Source organism: Methyloterricola oryzae (assembly GCF_000934725.1).
GTDB classification, from domain to species: domain Bacteria; phylum Pseudomonadota; class Gammaproteobacteria; order Methylococcales; family Methylococcaceae; genus Methyloterricola; species Methyloterricola oryzae.
Genome location: NZ_JYNS01000008.1, coordinates 1 through 15,388, shown reverse-complemented (window position 1 = coordinate 15,388; position 15,388 = coordinate 1). Strand labels below are relative to the sequence as shown.

Genomic DNA, 15,388 nt, shown 5'->3' with positions numbered 1-15,388 from the left:
CTCGCACGGCCCGCTCGCACTATCCCATGCCGCTGCTGCGGGTAGCTGCGTCTAGTCTGCACGCCTCCCGCGGGTTCGCCTAGAACATGGCATCGATCCTGCTAATACATGATTAGCGGAGGAAAAATCATGAGTACCGAATCATTGCTTTCCATGCAGCCGGCTAGCGCCGGCTTCAGCCTCGGCGTTGCGGGCGTGGCGGCCACTCCGGCCACAGCGGGAGAAGGGTCAGATGCGTTTCTCAACGCGCTCGTTAATAAAATCAAAGGATTGTCGCCAGATGTCGTGACTGCCGAGGCTTCGGCGCCGGTAGCTGCAGAGGGTGCGGCAGTGCCGCTGCCCATGGAGGACTTCACCGCCTTTATCGAGCAGATCAAGGTCCTGGCGGGGCAGGCGGCGGTTTCCAAGACGGCCGAAGGCGGCGGTGACAGCGAGGCGGACGGCAATCTCTTGCCGGTGCCGCTGGCAGGCGAGGGCGATGCCTTGCCGCTCACCACGGCCCAACTGGAGCAACTGGTAAACCAGTTGCTGGGGAGGACTGCTTCGCCGGCACCGGCGACGCCGGAGGCCACAGCGTCAGCTACAGAAGGGACAAGCATAGCGCAGTCAACGCCGCAAACTCTGTTGACTGCAACGGGTAGCGCGCAGACCTCGGCATCGGCCGTATCCCGCCAGAATCTGCCGATACCGTCCGAGGATTCAGACACGCGAATCGAGAGTGGCGTCCCCGAGTTGGCGCTTCCTCAGGCCGCAGTGGCGGCGACACAGCTGCCTGCGCCGGCTATGGACCAGCCCGCTCCGGCGCCTGCTCCGGTCGCCGCCGCCCCGTTCCCAGCCTCAACCCAGGGGACGGCCGCCAGTTCCCCCCCCGTGCAAGCTGCTCTCAACGCGGGTTCGGTGGAATCTGGCGCGACCCGGTCGGTTCCTGCCGTCGGCGCCGTTCCGTCCCCACCGGCGCAAGCCTCTAATGAATCCATGCAGGTAGAACCAACGTCTGAGGCGTGGGCGGAGCCGGGGCCGGCAGCTCCGGTAGCCACTTCCACGCCGGTTAACCCCGCAGTGACCGCCGCCGTGATACCGGTGCCCGCCGCCCCGTTTGCGACCGCGGTCGCTTCGGCAATCAAGGGCGAGGCCCCGCCAAGCGCGGCGCCCAATGCCGCGGCTAGCGTCCCGTTCAAGGACGCGCTCGGCTCCAGCCTGGACGACATGGCCTTGACACCGGAATTGCTGCAGCTGGTGGCTGCCAAGGTCGGCAAGGCCGAAACCGGCGAGGCGGCGCCCTTGGCTCAACCGTTGACTTCCACATCGCAGGGAACGCGGATGGCAGACGTCCTGCCGGAAGGTTTCGATCTGGGACGCGTGGCGCAGGCGCTTCCGCAGGATATGCGCAGCGGCGTTCAGCCCCCGCAAACAGGAGTTCCCGCCATGAGCACACCCTTTGGCCGGCCGGACTGGTCGGATGATTTCGGCGAGCGCGTGGTGTGGATGACGGGAAAGGGCATTCAGTCCGCGGAGTTGCAACTGAATCCTCAGCACCTGGGACCAGTGGAGGTTCGCATCAACCTGAGCCAGGATCAGGCCAGCGTCCAGTTCGTCGCCCATCATGCGGCGGTGCGCGATGCGATCGAGGCAGCGATTCCGAAACTGCGGGAAATGTTGGGCGCGCAGCAGCTCAATCTGGCTGATGTCAGCGTCGCACAGCAGTCTTTCCAGGACCCGCGCGACTTTCGGGGCGCGCAGCAGGCTTACGATCAGCAGTCACAGTCGTCCGGGCACGGCTCCGGCCAGCCGCTTGGAGGCGGCGTGGATGAACCGGGGCAGATCGAGGGTGAAACGGCCGCGGTTCACCAGTCCGGCCGTGGTCTGCTGAACCTGTACGCATAAGCAAGCGCCGATGGGGGTAGAGTCGCGCCAGTTGTCCACATGGTTGGCATCGTACCTGCTCACCAACATCCCTGGCCCGCCGATACGCCTGCGCGGGCCTCGCATGGTTCGCCGGGTAGCGATCTGCTTCAGGCTCAAAGCGCAACGGTGAGTCCCCTGCCTACCTGGGGCACGCTTGGCCGCTGCAAATGGCGGACTTCTCTCGATCAGAGGGCTGTCTGATCCCAATTCAGTGTTCCGGTCGCTTTTGGCTGGGCTGCATGCACCTCGTTCCTCGCAATGTGCTTTCAGTGATACGAACTCCGGTTATAACAGCATGTTAGGGTATGCTAATATTTATTAGCGGTCTCTTGGTTCGCTGACGCCATTGTTTGAGGTTCCCCTAATGACTTTACGGCACATTCTGGTGTTGTCCCTTACCATTACACTCGGCTATGCAGGGTGCGCCGAGGCCGCGCGAGTAAAGCCTGTCATTGATGCGATCTCCCCGGAGGGCGGGGCGAGCGGCGTCGGAATTACCGTAACAGGCAGTCACTTCGGCCGCAAGGGCAGGCTACTTTTCGGCAGCCGGCAGGCCAAGGTCCAGAATTGGTCGGATACCCGCATCGACGCGACGGTGCCCAAGGGCAAGGGTTCGGTGAAGCTCAGGATAAAGAGTCGCCGGTACGGCTTAAGCAAGCCCCGCATTTTCGCCTATTCGGAGGCGAGCACCTTCAGCGGGGCCAAGGTCATCGCAAACAACGACCTGGGCATGCATTGCGTGGATGAATCGTTCAAGGTGTTCTCCATTCTCCCGCCCTACAATGTCGTGAATGCCCAAGTACTGGCTCAGGACGCCGATGGTCGCCCCAGATTGCTTGACGAATCACAAGTCAGCCTGCGCTACTCAGCGGTTTCCGATGCCTCCGGCTCCATCAACTCCACCAGCCTCGGGAAAACGGATTTCTGGGAATACGCCAAATCGCTTTACGGTGCCGATCTGCTGCCCGGCCAGGGTTTAAAGGGGCTCTACATGCCCGCCGACGCGCCCGCCGATGCGCCGCCCGTATTTGGCTGGAACAGCGGTCTTGATCTGTTTTCCGCGGAAGGCGTACCCATCCTGCCCGTCGATGACGGGGGCTTCAAGAACCGATATCCCCTGATGCGCGTCACCGCCTATGACAAATCAGGGGGCGCGGCAGTTGCCTCGGTCGATGCGGTATTGCCGGTGTCGGAGGAAACGACCTGCCGAACCTGTCACTCCCAAGGGGCGGCAGCGGCTGACGACCCGTCCATAGAGTGGGCTTCGGCCGGGAGTGATCCCGAGAACTCAGCGCGCTTGAATGTCCTCAAACTGCATGACGCCAAGGAAGGGACACATCTGGAGGCGGACAAGCCGGTGCTGTGCGCCGCTTGCCACTATTCTCCGGCCCTGGATCTGGCTGGCGCGGGACCGAATCCCACGCAGCAGGCTCACCCCAGTATGTCCAAAGCGATGCATGCCTATCACGCGGGCAAGATGCAGGGCGCCAAGGATGAGCCGGATCTCCCCGGACAGCCGGTCGTGGAGGCTGCCCAGCAATCGTGTTATGAATGCCATCCGGGGCGAAGCACCGAGTGTCTGCGCGGCGCCATGACCGCAACAGTCACTTGCCAGAACTGTCATGGCGACATGCAGGCGGTGGGCGGCACCGAGGCATTGAAAACAGGCGGCGGCGAGGGTGGTTTGCGCCGTCCCTGGGTTGACGAGCCACGCTGCGAATCCTGCCACACGGGGGATGCCAATCAGCATGCCGCAGGCCAACTGGCTGCGGACGGCATTCGCCGCTATCTGGCCTATGACCCGGTAGATACGGCCGCCACGCCGCGCAGTGCGTTGAACCCAATTTTCGCCGAGAACACCGGCAAGCTATTTCGGCACAGCAAGGGGCATGGAGGAATCGCCTGCGAAGGCTGTCACGGCAGCACCCATGCCATCTGGCCGACGGATGACCTGAAAAATCCCAATGACAATGTCGCCGCCAAGCACGTTCAAGGTCATTCCGGCACGCTTATGGAATGCACCACGTGCCACCGCAAAGACGCCGTGCCCATGGGGCTTGACGGTCCCCACGGCATGCATCCGGTAGACGACCAGCGCTGGGTGAGCGGGCACGAGGACTATGCCGAGCACAATCTGTCCGCCTGCAGCGCCTGCCACGGCCAGGATTTCCGCGGCAGTGTACTATCCGTTGCGGTGGCCGATCGCAGCTACACGGTGGAGGAAAAGGGCACGCGCACCATCAAGAAGGGTGAGCAGGTTGGCTGTTACACCTGCCATGACGGCCCTACGGATGATTGAGGGCTGACAGGAAGGGCGTTCCCGGCTTCCCCGTCTTGGACTGGGCTGCAAAGTCTGTCTTCTATGCCCACTTTGCCATGCCTTCCCATATCCGCTTTGAGTTTCCCGCAAGCATGCAGTGCGCCCAGCCGATCAAGGCACGCTTTACCGGGGCTGAGCGCGGCCGTCACCAAACCAGGCGCACCGGGGCTTCGTTGGCGTCAGCGCTTTACCGTCTCGAACAGGATGGCCTGCATCGGATATTGCATGGGGTCGGAACCGAAAGACTTTCTGAACGCTTCCGCCAGGGCGTGGGTGATCGCCTCGGGATCGACGCCACCCCGGTTTCTGACCTCGAAATAGCGAAGCCCCGCCGCAGCCTGCGCAAACCGATCCGAACGGGGCTGCGGCTGGCTTATCTCGCGCGGCTGGCGAGGAGCAGATTGGGCGGCGGGCCCACCGGCTCGAATTGCTTCAGCAGGGGAATATCATGCTTGCTCACCCAGCGCGGGCTGAAATCGAAACTACCCTGTGGTCCCCAACCCCCGGTGAATTGCTGGCCGTCAGGGGTAAAGGTCCAGCACATGTCTTCACCGGCGGTATTGATGGAATCCCCCAGGTTCAAGGGCTCCTGCCATTCACCCTTCAAATTCTGGTAGGCGATCCATTCGTCGTGCCCGCCGCGCGAGCCCAGGTCGGGTCGGTTGCTGGTGACGATCATGCTCTTGCCGTCCCTGGAAAGCCCGGTCCAGTGCAGGTGATCGCGATAGGGCGAATTGATCCGGGGCCCCAGGCTCTGCGGTTTCTGCCAGATGCCATCCTTCTTCTCCACTTTCCAGATATCGCTGTCCTGGGTCACGCCGGGTTGCTGGTAGTTGAAATAGATCAGGCTGTCGGAGGCGATGATAGGACAATGTTCCTCGCCGGTCCGGGTATTGAGGGGCGGCAACTCGGGCACCTCGTTCCAGTTGCGTGCCGTCTGCCAGGCGCCATCGCGCTTCTCCACTACATAGAGATCGCCGGTAGAAAGGTTGCCTGCCTCGTAGCGCGTGAAGTAGATGAGATTGCCGTCATCGGAAAAGCTCGCCTCCAATTCCCAGGCGGGCGTATTGATGTTTGGCCCGAGTGCGGGATCGATTCCAGGGCCTAGCGGGACAGGCGGTTGCCAGACACCATCCACGTTCTGGGACATCCAGACGTCGAAATTGTAAGGCGTGCCCGACTCGATACTGCCCGGGCGGGTCGACGTGAAGAGGGCGGATTTGCCGTCGGTGCTGTAGGTGATCTCGAAATTCGATCCCGGGGATTCCAGCCCGCCACCCATGGGATGGGACGTCGGCGGTGGTTCCGTGCCGGCTCCACCGGTCATGGACATTCCGGGCATGCCGTAGGCAACCCCTTGCGCCAGCAGGAGCGCCAGCAAAACAGAACAAAAGCAGGCAGTTCGATGATTCATTTTCACGTCCCGATTTCCTCAAATCCTCCACCCCGGCCTTACCCGACGCGGACACCATTTAGTACCGGCTAATATTCTCCTGATTTATCGCCGCGACATAAAGTGGATTCGAGCCGAAATGGGTCGATCAGGGGGGCGAGAAGGAAGAAAACGGCCGCGCTCAGTTGAAACGGGCGATTGAAGACACACCCATGGCTACCATGGGCCTAGCAAGTATGCGCCAAAGACCGGCCGCCCGTAATGATCAGCGGTACTCGAACACGTCCACGAGAGCTACACGTAACGAAGCGCGCGAAGACTTTGAAAAAAACGAGGGATTGGAGGCTGAGGTCGGAATCGAACCGGCGTCCACGGCTTTGCAGGCCGCTGCATGACCACTCTGCCACTCAGCCGAGAGTGAGCTTGAAAGTAAAAAGCCGCGGTTAAAATTCGCGGCTTTTCAATAATTTGGAGCGGGAAACGAGACTCGAACTCGCGACCCCAACCTTGGCAAGGTTGTGCTCTACCAACTGAGCTATTCCCGCTTGCTTTCAATGACGAGCATTATAAGGGCTCAGATTTTTGTGTCAAGGCTCGCGTCTGGGATTTGTCAGAACTGGCAGGGCGGCCTGGAGGTACTGGATCATGGACCACAGGGTCAGCACGGCAGAGAGGACCAGCAAGGCCTGGCCAATCTGGCGCAGGGAGTCCTGCCAGACGTCCATGCCCAGCAACAGGATTACTATGGCCACCATCTGCGCCGTGGTCTTCCATTTACCCAGCCAGGACACTTCCACCCGCTTGCGCTGGCCGATTTCCGCCATCCACTCGCGCAGGGAGGCGATGGTGATCTCCCGGCCGATGATGACGGCTGAAGCGATCGCCACCCAGGGATTGGGGTCGGCCTGTACGATCAGCACCAGGGTCACTGCCACCATGAGCTTGTCGGCCACCGGATCGAGGAAGGCGCCAAACAGGGTGGTCTGGCTCATCTTGCGCGCCAGGTAGCCGTCCAGCCAGTCGGTGAGGCCGGCGAGGCCGAAGACCGCGGCGCACGCCAAGTGCGCCAGGTGCCAGGGTAGATAGAAAAGGGCCACCAGGACCGGGATGAGGACGATCCTCGTCAGGGTCAGATAGGTGGGCAGGTTGAACTCCATAGATCAGGCGTCCTGTTCGTGAAAGGTCTCGTAAATGCGTTGCGCCAGTTGCCGGTTGATGCCGTCTACGCTGCACAAAGCGTCGACCCCGGCGCGGCTGATCTCGCGCAGTCCGCCGAACTGCTTCAGCAACTGCTGCCGCCGCTTGGGCCCCAGGCCTTCGATGGACTCCAGTGTCGACTGGCTCCTGGCCTTGGCTCGCCGCTGGCGGTGCCCGGTGATGGCGAAGCGGTGGGCTTCGTCACGGATCTGCTGTATCAGCAGCAGGGCCGGCGCGTGGGGAGGCAATAGCATAGGCTCGTTGCGGCCCGGGGGAAACAACATTTCCATGCCGGGCTTGCGATCCGGGCCCTTGGCCACGCCCAAAATATAGATGTGATCCATGCCCAATTCTTTCAGGGCCTCTTCGACCGCCCTTACTTGCCCTTTGCCGCCGTCGATGAGCAGTACATCGGGCGCTTCGTATTCGCCCTTGCGAATGCGTTCGTAGCGCCGCCCCACCGCCTGAGCGAGGGCGGAATAATCGTCGCCGCCGGTCACGCCCTCGATATTGAAGCGGCGGTAAGCGGACTTGACCGGGCCCTGGCGGTCGAACACGACACAGGAGGCCACCGTGCGTTCGCCCTGAGTGTGGCTGATGTCGAAACATTCCAGTCGGCGCGGCGCGTCCTCGAATCCCAGCGCCTCCCCCAGGTCCAGGAAGCGGCCGAACAGATCGGCCTGGTTGGCCAGTTTCGCCTGCAGGGCGTTCTCCGCATTGGTGAGGGCGAGTTGTACCCGCTTTAGACGCTCCCCACGGGTACGCGGGCTGATCTGCACCGGGTGCTTGATCTGATTGGCCAGCACTTCCTCCAACAATTCACGATTCTCCAGATCGTGGCTGACCAGTATCTCCCGCGGCACCTGGCGGTTGAGGTAATACTGCGCGAGGAATGCCTCGATCACGGCGGCGGCATCGTGCTCCTCGGCCATCCGGGGGAAGAAGGAACGGTCGCCGATCTGCTGTCCGCCGCGGATGAACAGCATTTGAACGCAGGCCAGCGAACCCTTGATGGCGCAGGCGACAATGTCCAGGTCACCCTGCTCGCCGGTCACCGATTGCTTGGCCAGGATGGTGCGGAGGTTGGCGATCTGGTCGCGGTAACGAGCCGCCTTCTCGAATTGCAGTGCGGCGGACGCACGCTCCATGCGTCCCACCAGTTCGTCGATCAGGCGCTTGCCATTGCCTTCCAGGAACATCAGGGTGTCGCGCACATCTTCGGCGTAGGTCTCCTGCTCAATAAGATCGACGCAGGGCCCCGTGCAGCGCTCGATCTGATATTGCAGGCAAGGTCGCGAGCGGTTCTTGAAATAGGAATCCTCACACTGGCGCACCGGAAAGATCTTCTGCAGCAGTTTCAAACTGTCCCGCACGGCGCCGGCGCTGGGGTAGGGGCCGAAGAAACGGCCCTGCTTCTTGCGCGCGCCACGGTAAAAGCTGACTCGGGGAAAGGTCTGGTGGGTGGAGACATGGATATAGGGAAAGCTTTTGTCGTCGCGCAGGGTGATGTTGTAGCGCGGCTGAAAGCGCTTTACCAACTGGCTTTCGAGCAGTAGCGCCTCGCCCTCGGTGTGGGTGACGGTCACTTCGATGCGGGCGATGCGCGCTACCATGGCCTGCTGTTTGGGCGTGGCGTCACGGGCCAGGAAGTAGCTGGACACCCGTTTCTTGAGGTTCTTCGCCTTGCCCACGTAGATGACCTCGCCACCCTCGTCGAGCATCTTGTAGACGCCGGGCCGCTGGGTCAGCGTTTTCAGGAAGGCCTGGACATCGAAGCTTTCCCCGACGGGAGTATCGTTGTGGCTCATGGTGCGGGGCACAGGGGCGAAAGGCGCATTATAATGCGGAAAGACGGCGAGGCCAGCCAGAGCGCCTAGGCGTGGGGCTTTGACGATCGAGGCGGCGACATTTTGACTAATTGACGCGCATGAGGCTATGAAGTCGGAACAGTTTGAAAGGGCCATCGCGCTCATCGATGCGGCCAATGCCGAGGACCCCAACGTCGAATACTCGGATGGCCAAGCGGTTCCCAAGGAACTTTTATATGGGCAACGTATGAGCGTATGCCTGGCCGGGTTCAGGCCCGATGCTGGGGAAGCCTTGCAACTGGCGGCTCGCGCCCAGCATGTGCGGCGCTGGCAGGTGCCGCGTGCAGACTATCCCGCGACGCGGGAGGGCTATCATCGCTGGCGCACCTATTTGTACGGCTTCCATGCCGATCAGGCCGAGGCGCTCCTGCGACAGGCGGGGGTTGACGATGAGACCGTCCAGGCGGTGCGGCGCATGGTGGGCAAGCAAGGGCTGCGCAAGGAGCCGGATGTGCAGGTCATTGAGGACGTCGCCTGCCTGGTTTTTTTGGAACATTACTTCCCAGCCTTTGCGCAAGCGCGGGACGAGGCGCAGCTGATCGATATCGTCCGCAAGACCTGGCGCAAGATGTCCGACGCGGCCAGGGCACGCGCGCTGAAAATGAAATTGCCGGACGACTTGGCCGTCCTGGTCGGCAAAGCACTGGCAGCTTAGGCATGCGCAGTCGGCCATCGGCCATGATTATGGCGGGGTCCCCCTCCGAAGTCCCTACATTCAAGGCAGATGAGGCATGAGCGAGGCAGTTGACGAAAAAGCGCAGTCTGGACCGGCTTGGCACGCGCTTTCGCCTGAACAAGCCGCTGCTGAATTGGAAACCAACCCGAAGCTCGGTCTTAGCGAAGCGGAATACGCCGCCCGACTCAGCCGCTTCGGGCCCAATCGGCTGCCCCCGCCGAAACGACCCTCCGCCTGGTTCCGGTTTCTGCTGCAGTTCCACAATGTCCTCATCTACGTGTTGCTGGTGTCGGCTGCCGGTGCTTTTTTCCTGGCCGACTGGGTGGATGCCGGCGTCATCCTGGGCGTCGTCGTGATCAATGCCTTGATCGGATTCATTCAGGAGGATAAGGCCGAGGACGCCCTGGCCGCCATTCGCGATCTCCTTTCACCCTCGGCAACGGTGCGCCGCGACGGCAAGCAAGCGGAAGTGGCGGCGGAGAGCCTGGTTCCCGGTGATATCGTGATACTGCAATCGGGAGACAAGGTGCCCGCCGACCTGCGACTGGTGGAAGCGCGCAATCTCAACATCGACGAGGCGCCTTTGACCGGGGAGTCCGCGCCGGTGGAAAAGTCCGTGGCTGCGGTCGCGGCCAAGACGGTGCTGGCTGACCACACATGCATGGCCTATTCCGGCACCCTGGTGGCCAGTGGGAGAGGACTGGGTTTTGTCGTCCGCACGGGTGAAAAGACCGAGCTTGGCCGCATCAGCTCCATGCTGAGTGAGGTGAAGGCGCCAGATACGCCTCTGCAGCGCCAGTTGGCGGCCTTCGGACACTGGCTGACGGTGGTGATTCTTGCCATGTCGGCGGGCATGTTCCTGTTTGGCTGGCTGGTGCGAGGCACCGCATGGAACGAGATGTTCATGGCGGTGGTGGGTATTGCCGTGGCCGCCGTGCCCGAAGGCATGCCGGTCATCGTCACCATCACCTTGGCCGTGGGCGTGCAGCGCATGGCCAGGCGCAATGCCATCATTCGCCAGTTGCCCGCCGTCGAGGCCCTGGGCGCGGTGACGGTGATCTGCTCGGACAAGACCGGTACGCTGACCCGCAACGAGATGACCGTCTGCAACGTTGTCGCAGGTGATAGCCGCTTCGAAGTTTCGGGCAATGGTTACGATCCCGATGGGCAGGTGACGCCGGAGGCGGGCTCGGTTCCCGACCACGAGGCCCTGAAAGAGCTGGCGCGCGCGGTGCTGTTGTGCAATGACGCTCGCTTGATCCGGGTTGAGAACGGGTTCGGGGTGAACGGCGACCCTACGGAGGGGGCCTTGCTGAGCTTCGCGCATCGGGCGGGGCTGGACCTGGAGACTGAGCGAGCCCGTTTTCCGCGTCTCGATGTCATCCCGTTCGAATCCGAACACCGCTATATGGCGACGCTGCATGCGCTGCCAGAAGGCGGAGCGGCCACGGTGCTGCTCAAGGGCGCGCCGGAGGCGGTGCTCGACCGCTGCCGCTGGGCGCGCCGCGGCGGTGCAGAGGTGCCGTTCGAGCGTGAGAGCTGGCTGGAGCGCATCACCGGTATGGCGCAGCACGGGCAGCGTGTGCTGGCGGTGGCCATGAAACGGCTGGACGCGCTGCCAGCGGCCTTGAGCGAGGCTGAGATGGGGGGCGGCTTTGTCCTGCTCGGTCTGTGCGGCTTGATGGACCCGCCGCGGGACGAGGCGCGCCGCTCGGTGGCGCGCTGTCACGATGCGGGCATCCAGGTGAAGATGATCACCGGCGATCATGCTGTAACGGCGGCTGCGATCGGCACACAGTTGCGGCTTGGGCGTGGCGCGGCCGTGCTAACCGGGGCAGAGATCGAAACCATGGACGAGGCGTCTCTCTGCGAGGCGGCCAGCGATGCGCACATTTTCGCAAGGACCAGTCCCGAACATAAATTGCGGCTGGTGAATGCCTTGCAGCGCAGTGGCCACATCGTGGCCATGACCGGGGATGGAGTCAACGATGCGCCCGCCCTAAAGCAAGCCGATGTGGGGGTGGCCATGGGGCGCAAGGGGACCGAAGCGGCCAAGGAGGCCTCGGCAATGGTTCTGGCAGACGACAATTTCGCCTCGATCGCCCATGCGGTCGAGGAGGGCCGGACCATCCACGACAATCTGCGCAAGGCGCTGGTCTACATTTTGCCGGTCAGTTTTGGACAGGCCGGCGGCGTCATGGCGGGCATCCTGTTCGGTTTGACACTGCCGATCACGCCCTTGCAGATACTCTGGGTGAACATGGTGACGGCGGTCACGCTGTGCCTGACGCTGGCCTTCGAGCCGCCGGAAGATCGGGTGATGAAGCGCCCGCCGCGCGCGCCGGATGCGCCCTTGCTGGACTGGTTCCTCACCTGGCGGGTGGCCTTCGTTTCCCTGCTGCTAGTTCTGGGCTTGCTCGGGATCTTCATGTACGAGCTGCAGCAGGGCGCCACCCTGGAACTGGCGCGCACGGCGGCTGTCAACGCGTTGGTCATGGGGGAGATCTTCTATCTGTTCAACAGCCGCTACATCGTCGCGTCGGCGCTGCGGCCGCGCGCTTTTGGCGGCAACCGCTATGTGCCCATGGCGATCCTGGCCTTGCTGGGATTGCAAGCGGCTTTCACCTATGTCCCGGCCATGCAGGGCCTGTTCAAGACCCAGGCCATGGACCTCGTGGCCTGGCACCGGACCCTGGCTTTTGGCTTGGTTCTGTTCGTGGTGGTGGAAGCTGAGAAGTGGCTGGTCCGCATCGGCGCGGCCTGGCGCCACCGTGGTGCCGATAACCTCACGCCCTTTGCTTGGCTGTCCATCGCGGCGGCGGTCTTGACCATCGCGCTGAAAACCGGCGCTTTCTATTTGACAGGCTCGGTGGGGCTGCTTTCGGATGCGCTGGAGTCCGTCGTCAATCTGATGGCGGCCCTGATGGCACTGGCCATGCTGGTGCTGGCGGCGCGACCACCGGACGCCAGCCATCATTATGGGCATGGCAAAGCCGAATATTTTTCCAGCGGTATGGAAGGTGCGCTGATCGTGCTAGCCGCAGCCGGAATTGGCGCCATCGCCTATGATCGCATCCTGAATCCGCGCGAGCTTCAATCGCTGGACGTGGGTTTACTGATCACCACGCTGGCCTCGCTGGTGAACTTCATGGTGGCGCGGGTACTTTTGAACGTAGGTAAGCGCTATCGCTCGATCACGCTAGAGGCGGACGCCAGGCACTTGCTGACCGATGTGTGGACGTCCGTTGGCGTCGTCGCTGGCCTGCTTGCCGTATGGTTGACGGGCTTGCAGGTCCTGGACCCCATCATCGCAATGCTGGTCGCGGCCAATATCCTGTGGGCGGGTTTCTCGTTGCTGCGCCGTTCGGCCTCCGGGTTGCTCGACGCCACCTTGCCCGAATCGGAAAACGCCATCATCGACGAGGTGCTGCGGCGATTCAACGCGCGAGGCGTCGAGTTTCACGATCTGCGCACGCGGCAATCCGGGACGCAGCGTTTCATGACAGTGCACATGCTGATTCCCGGCGAAATGACCGTCAAGGCAGCCCATGACTTGGCGGAGGAAATGGAGGGAGAGGTGCGTGGGCGTCTGGGCGACATTGCCATCGTCACGCACCTGGAGCCTCTGGAGGATCCGGCTTCATTTGCCCACGATGAATCGCCGCGCCGTATCGGTGGGGGCTGATGAGCGCGTCGGCCGGAAAACTTCAGGAGAAGCTATCGGCGGCGATGTGCCTCAGCCAATCATGGGCGAAGCGGGCTTCCTCCTGACGGTCTGCATCCATCGGGGTCTCGCCTCCGGCAACAGCTAGAAGCTCACGCGTCTCCTCCGTGTATTCGTACACACCATTGATGGAAATCGCGTAGTCTGGCGCGAGCAGGCTGTAACAGTGATTGATCAGTGCCGGAAGGCCGGGGCGCTTGTCGGCCAGCAAGTCAATTACGGCGGCTGCACAGACCTTCGCCTGTGAGTTGGCGGCGAAGGCGGATTTGGGCATCGGCGTCGCAATACAGGCATCACCGATCACGTGTATGCAAGGCTGCAACGTGGATTCGAAACTGCGCGGATCTACCGGGCACCAGCCGCTGACGTCGGTCAATCCCGCTCGCTCGGCAATGGCGCCCGCCTTTTGAGGCGGTATTACGTTCAAGACCGCGGCCCGGTGTTCCCCAAATTCGGTGGTAACGATACGACGTTGCGCGTCGACGTGGTCGATGCGTCCCTCCTTTTCAGATGAAATCCATTCGATGAGCCCCGGGTAGAGATCATTCCAGCCTTTTTGAAACAGGGCCTGCTTGGAAAACTGGGTCTTGGCGTCCAGGATGATGATTTTGGACCGCGGTTTCCGTCGACTCAGAAAATGCGCGATCAACGAGGCTCTCTCGTAGGGGCCGGGCGGGCAGCGATAGGGATTGGCTGGCACGCAGATTAGTATCACACCGCCATCCGGCATGGCTTGGATTTGGCTGCGCAGCAGTTGGGTCTGTGGGCCGGCCCTCCAGGCGTGAGGCGCCAGTTCCGCGGCGGCCTGATCATAGCCTTCAAGGGCATCCCAGCGCATGGCGATTCCGGGCGAAAGGATGAGGCGGTCGTAAGCGAGCACGGTTCCATCATCCAGGCGGACACGTCTGAATGTGGTGTCGATGGACGCGGCACTGGACCTTATCAAGCGAATTCCGAACCGGGACGAGAGTCTGTCTCGGGATCGCTGCAGCCAGGCCATGTCATGCCAACCGGCAAGCACTTCGTTGGATCCTGGGCAGGAGAGGTAGGCCGGTTCCGGGTCCACCAGGGTGACATCAATCTCAGGCGCAAGCAGCTTGAGATACCTCGCTGCGGTCGAGCCGCCATAGCCGCCGCCGACGACCACCACTTTAGCCGCGTTACGGCTGGAGCGAAGGCCATGGCTGCAGGCGCTTAATCCGAGCGCCGCGGAGACCGCCAGAAACTGGCGACGGTTCATGGGTGTCGCCGACCGCCGGTCAGGGTAATTCATAGTAGGTTCCCAAGGCCTGAAAGTCGGCGTCCTGATAGCCCTTGGCTATGCGGTTCATGATGGATGATTGGCGTTCTCCTGACTTGAATCCGCGCATGGCCCCGAGGAACTGATCACGCCGCATGCCTGAGAATGACCGCACCGCCGGGCCTGCTCGCTCGTCAACGGCAGCGTGGCAACCGGAGCAAGCGCGCGCCAGCATGGCGGCGGCCGGGCGCGCACCGGGTGCTGGTGCGGCGAGCGCCTGAGAACACAGGCATAAGAGAAAAAGAATTGTGCGTGTCATGAGCTCGGTAGCAACCCCTCGTGAGCAATTGGCAGGCGCCGGTATCAGCCAATTGCATGATGCCAGCACGAAGGTTGCCAGTATAAAAACGAAGCCGATCACTGGGTAGCGCATGCGCGCCCCGTGCCCGGAAATCGCCGTCGGAAACCGAGCCGCCGTTGGAAAATGGCAACAAAAATTCGTGGTTTTGTCGTCTTGACAGGGGTAGGGGGGTGTGACAAAGTGTCGCACACCTCGGGACCAGGGGGGCGAACCTTGTCAGGGTTTGCCGTGCCAGGGAAGAACGCAGAGAGGGTTGCCGCGACTTCCGAGTCATGAGCAGCATTCAATGTTAATTTCGACAATGAGGTAAAGCACTATGGCTGCAACCGCTATCGGCGATGTGAGCGTCGCAGATAAGCCGCTTCTCGACAAGAAGTGGCTTGCCTTCGCGTTCACCATCTACACGGTGTTCTACATGTGGGTTCGTTGGTACGAAGGTGTTTATGGCTGGTCCGCTGGCCTTGACTCTTTCGCTCCGGAATTCGAAACCTATTGGATGAACTTCCTGTACACGGAAATCGTCCTCGAGGTTACCACGGCATCCATCCTGTGGGGCTACATCTGGAAGACCCGTGACCGCAACCTGGCTGCCATCACCCCGCGTGAAGAGCTGCGTCGCAACATGACCCACCTGATCTGGCTGTTTGCCTATGCGTGGGCCATCTACTGGGGCGCTTCCTACTTCACCGAGCAGGACGGCACCT

10 protein-coding genes and 2 tRNA genes are annotated in these 15,388 nt (G+C 62.1%); 5 read left to right on the top strand and 7 right to left on the bottom strand.

Annotation, left to right across the window (positions count from 1 at the left end):
* Positions 1–129 precede the first annotated feature (129 nt).
* Positions 130–1,884 (top strand): flagellar hook-length control protein FliK, encoded by a 1,755-nt coding sequence (locus EK23_RS21785; protein ID WP_052808142.1) that lies wholly within the window; start codon positions 130–132, stop codon positions 1,882–1,884.
* A 385-nt stretch (positions 1,885–2,269) separates the two neighbouring features.
* Complete coding sequence (locus EK23_RS11880; RefSeq protein WP_082054144.1) at positions 2,270–4,204, top strand: IPT/TIG domain-containing protein; 1,935 nt, start codon at positions 2,270–2,272, stop codon at positions 4,202–4,204.
* Positions 4,205–4,598: 394 nt separating this feature from the next.
* Here EK23_RS11880 and EK23_RS11875 read toward each other — a convergent pair whose 3' ends face one another.
* From EK23_RS11875 to uvrC, 5 genes are all read right to left on the bottom strand, one after another.
* The gene (locus EK23_RS11875) at positions 4,599–5,639 is read right to left on the bottom strand and encodes a TolB-like translocation protein (RefSeq protein ID WP_045225598.1); all 1,041 of its coding nucleotides are present in this window, start codon (positions 5,637–5,639) and stop codon (positions 4,599–4,601) included.
* A gap of 318 nt (positions 5,640–5,957) precedes the next feature.
* Positions 5,958–6,031 (bottom strand) — tRNA-Cys (locus EK23_RS11870).
* A 56-nt stretch (positions 6,032–6,087) separates the two neighbouring features.
* Positions 6,088–6,163 (bottom strand) — tRNA-Gly (locus EK23_RS11865).
* Between the two features lie 42 nt (positions 6,164–6,205).
* Entirely contained in the window at positions 6,206–6,775 is a 570-nt protein-coding gene (pgsA, locus tag EK23_RS11860) for a CDP-diacylglycerol--glycerol-3-phosphate 3-phosphatidyltransferase (RefSeq protein ID WP_045225597.1), read from the bottom strand.
* A gap of 3 nt (positions 6,776–6,778) precedes the next feature.
* Positions 6,779–8,623 (bottom strand): excinuclease ABC subunit UvrC, encoded by a 1,845-nt coding sequence (gene uvrC / locus EK23_RS11855; RefSeq protein WP_045225596.1) that lies wholly within the window; start codon positions 8,621–8,623, stop codon positions 6,779–6,781.
* 127 nt (positions 8,624–8,750) lie between these two features.
* On the opposite strand from uvrC, the gene EK23_RS11850 reads away from it, so the two are divergent.
* Both EK23_RS11850 and EK23_RS11845 read left to right on the top strand, forming a co-directional pair.
* Entirely contained in the window at positions 8,751–9,338 is a 588-nt protein-coding gene (locus EK23_RS11850; protein WP_045225595.1) for a DUF4202 domain-containing protein, read from the top strand.
* Between the two features lie 76 nt (positions 9,339–9,414).
* A complete protein-coding gene (locus EK23_RS11845; RefSeq protein ID WP_082054143.1) occupies positions 9,415–13,044 on the top strand; it encodes an HAD-IC family P-type ATPase in 3,630 nt (1,209 codons plus the stop codon).
* Between the two features lie 22 nt (positions 13,045–13,066).
* On the opposite strand, the gene EK23_RS11840 is transcribed toward EK23_RS11845, so the two are convergent.
* Entirely contained in the window at positions 13,067–14,323 is a 1,257-nt protein-coding gene (locus EK23_RS11840; protein WP_045225594.1) for an NAD(P)/FAD-dependent oxidoreductase, read from the bottom strand.
* A 19-nt stretch (positions 14,324–14,342) separates the two neighbouring features.
* Positions 14,343–14,642 (bottom strand): c-type cytochrome, encoded by a 300-nt coding sequence (locus tag EK23_RS23310; RefSeq protein WP_045225593.1) that lies wholly within the window; start codon positions 14,640–14,642, stop codon positions 14,343–14,345.
* A 358-nt stretch (positions 14,643–15,000) separates the two neighbouring features.
* Here EK23_RS23310 and EK23_RS11830 point away from each other — a divergent pair.
* A partial coding sequence (locus EK23_RS11830) for a methane monooxygenase/ammonia monooxygenase subunit C (RefSeq protein ID WP_045225592.1) occupies positions 15,001–15,388 on the top strand: 388 nt, incomplete at its 3' end.

Excerpts from the sequence above, each read along its gene's own strand:
- EK23_RS21785 (WP_052808142.1), top strand. The coding sequence starts at position 130 with ATGAGTACCGAATCATTGCTTTCCATGCAGCCGGCTAGCGCCGGCTTC.
- EK23_RS11880 (WP_082054144.1), top strand. The coding sequence starts at position 2,270 with ATGACTTTACGGCACATTCTGGTGTTGTCCCTTACCATTACACTCGGC.
- EK23_RS11875 (WP_045225598.1), bottom strand. The coding sequence starts at position 5,639 with ATGAATCATCGAACTGCCTGCTTTTGTTCTGTTTTGCTGGCGCTCCTG.
- pgsA (WP_045225597.1), bottom strand. The coding sequence starts at position 6,775 with ATGGAGTTCAACCTGCCCACCTATCTGACCCTGACGAGGATCGTCCTC.
- uvrC (WP_045225596.1), bottom strand. The coding sequence starts at position 8,623 with ATGAGCCACAACGATACTCCCGTCGGGGAAAGCTTCGATGTCCAGGCC.
- EK23_RS11850 (WP_045225595.1), top strand. The coding sequence starts at position 8,751 with ATGAAGTCGGAACAGTTTGAAAGGGCCATCGCGCTCATCGATGCGGCC.
- EK23_RS11845 (WP_082054143.1), top strand. The coding sequence starts at position 9,415 with ATGAGCGAGGCAGTTGACGAAAAAGCGCAGTCTGGACCGGCTTGGCAC.
- EK23_RS11840 (WP_045225594.1), bottom strand. The coding sequence starts at position 14,323 with ATGAACCGTCGCCAGTTTCTGGCGGTCTCCGCGGCGCTCGGATTAAGC.
- EK23_RS23310 (WP_045225593.1), bottom strand. The coding sequence starts at position 14,642 with ATGACACGCACAATTCTTTTTCTCTTATGCCTGTGTTCTCAGGCGCTC.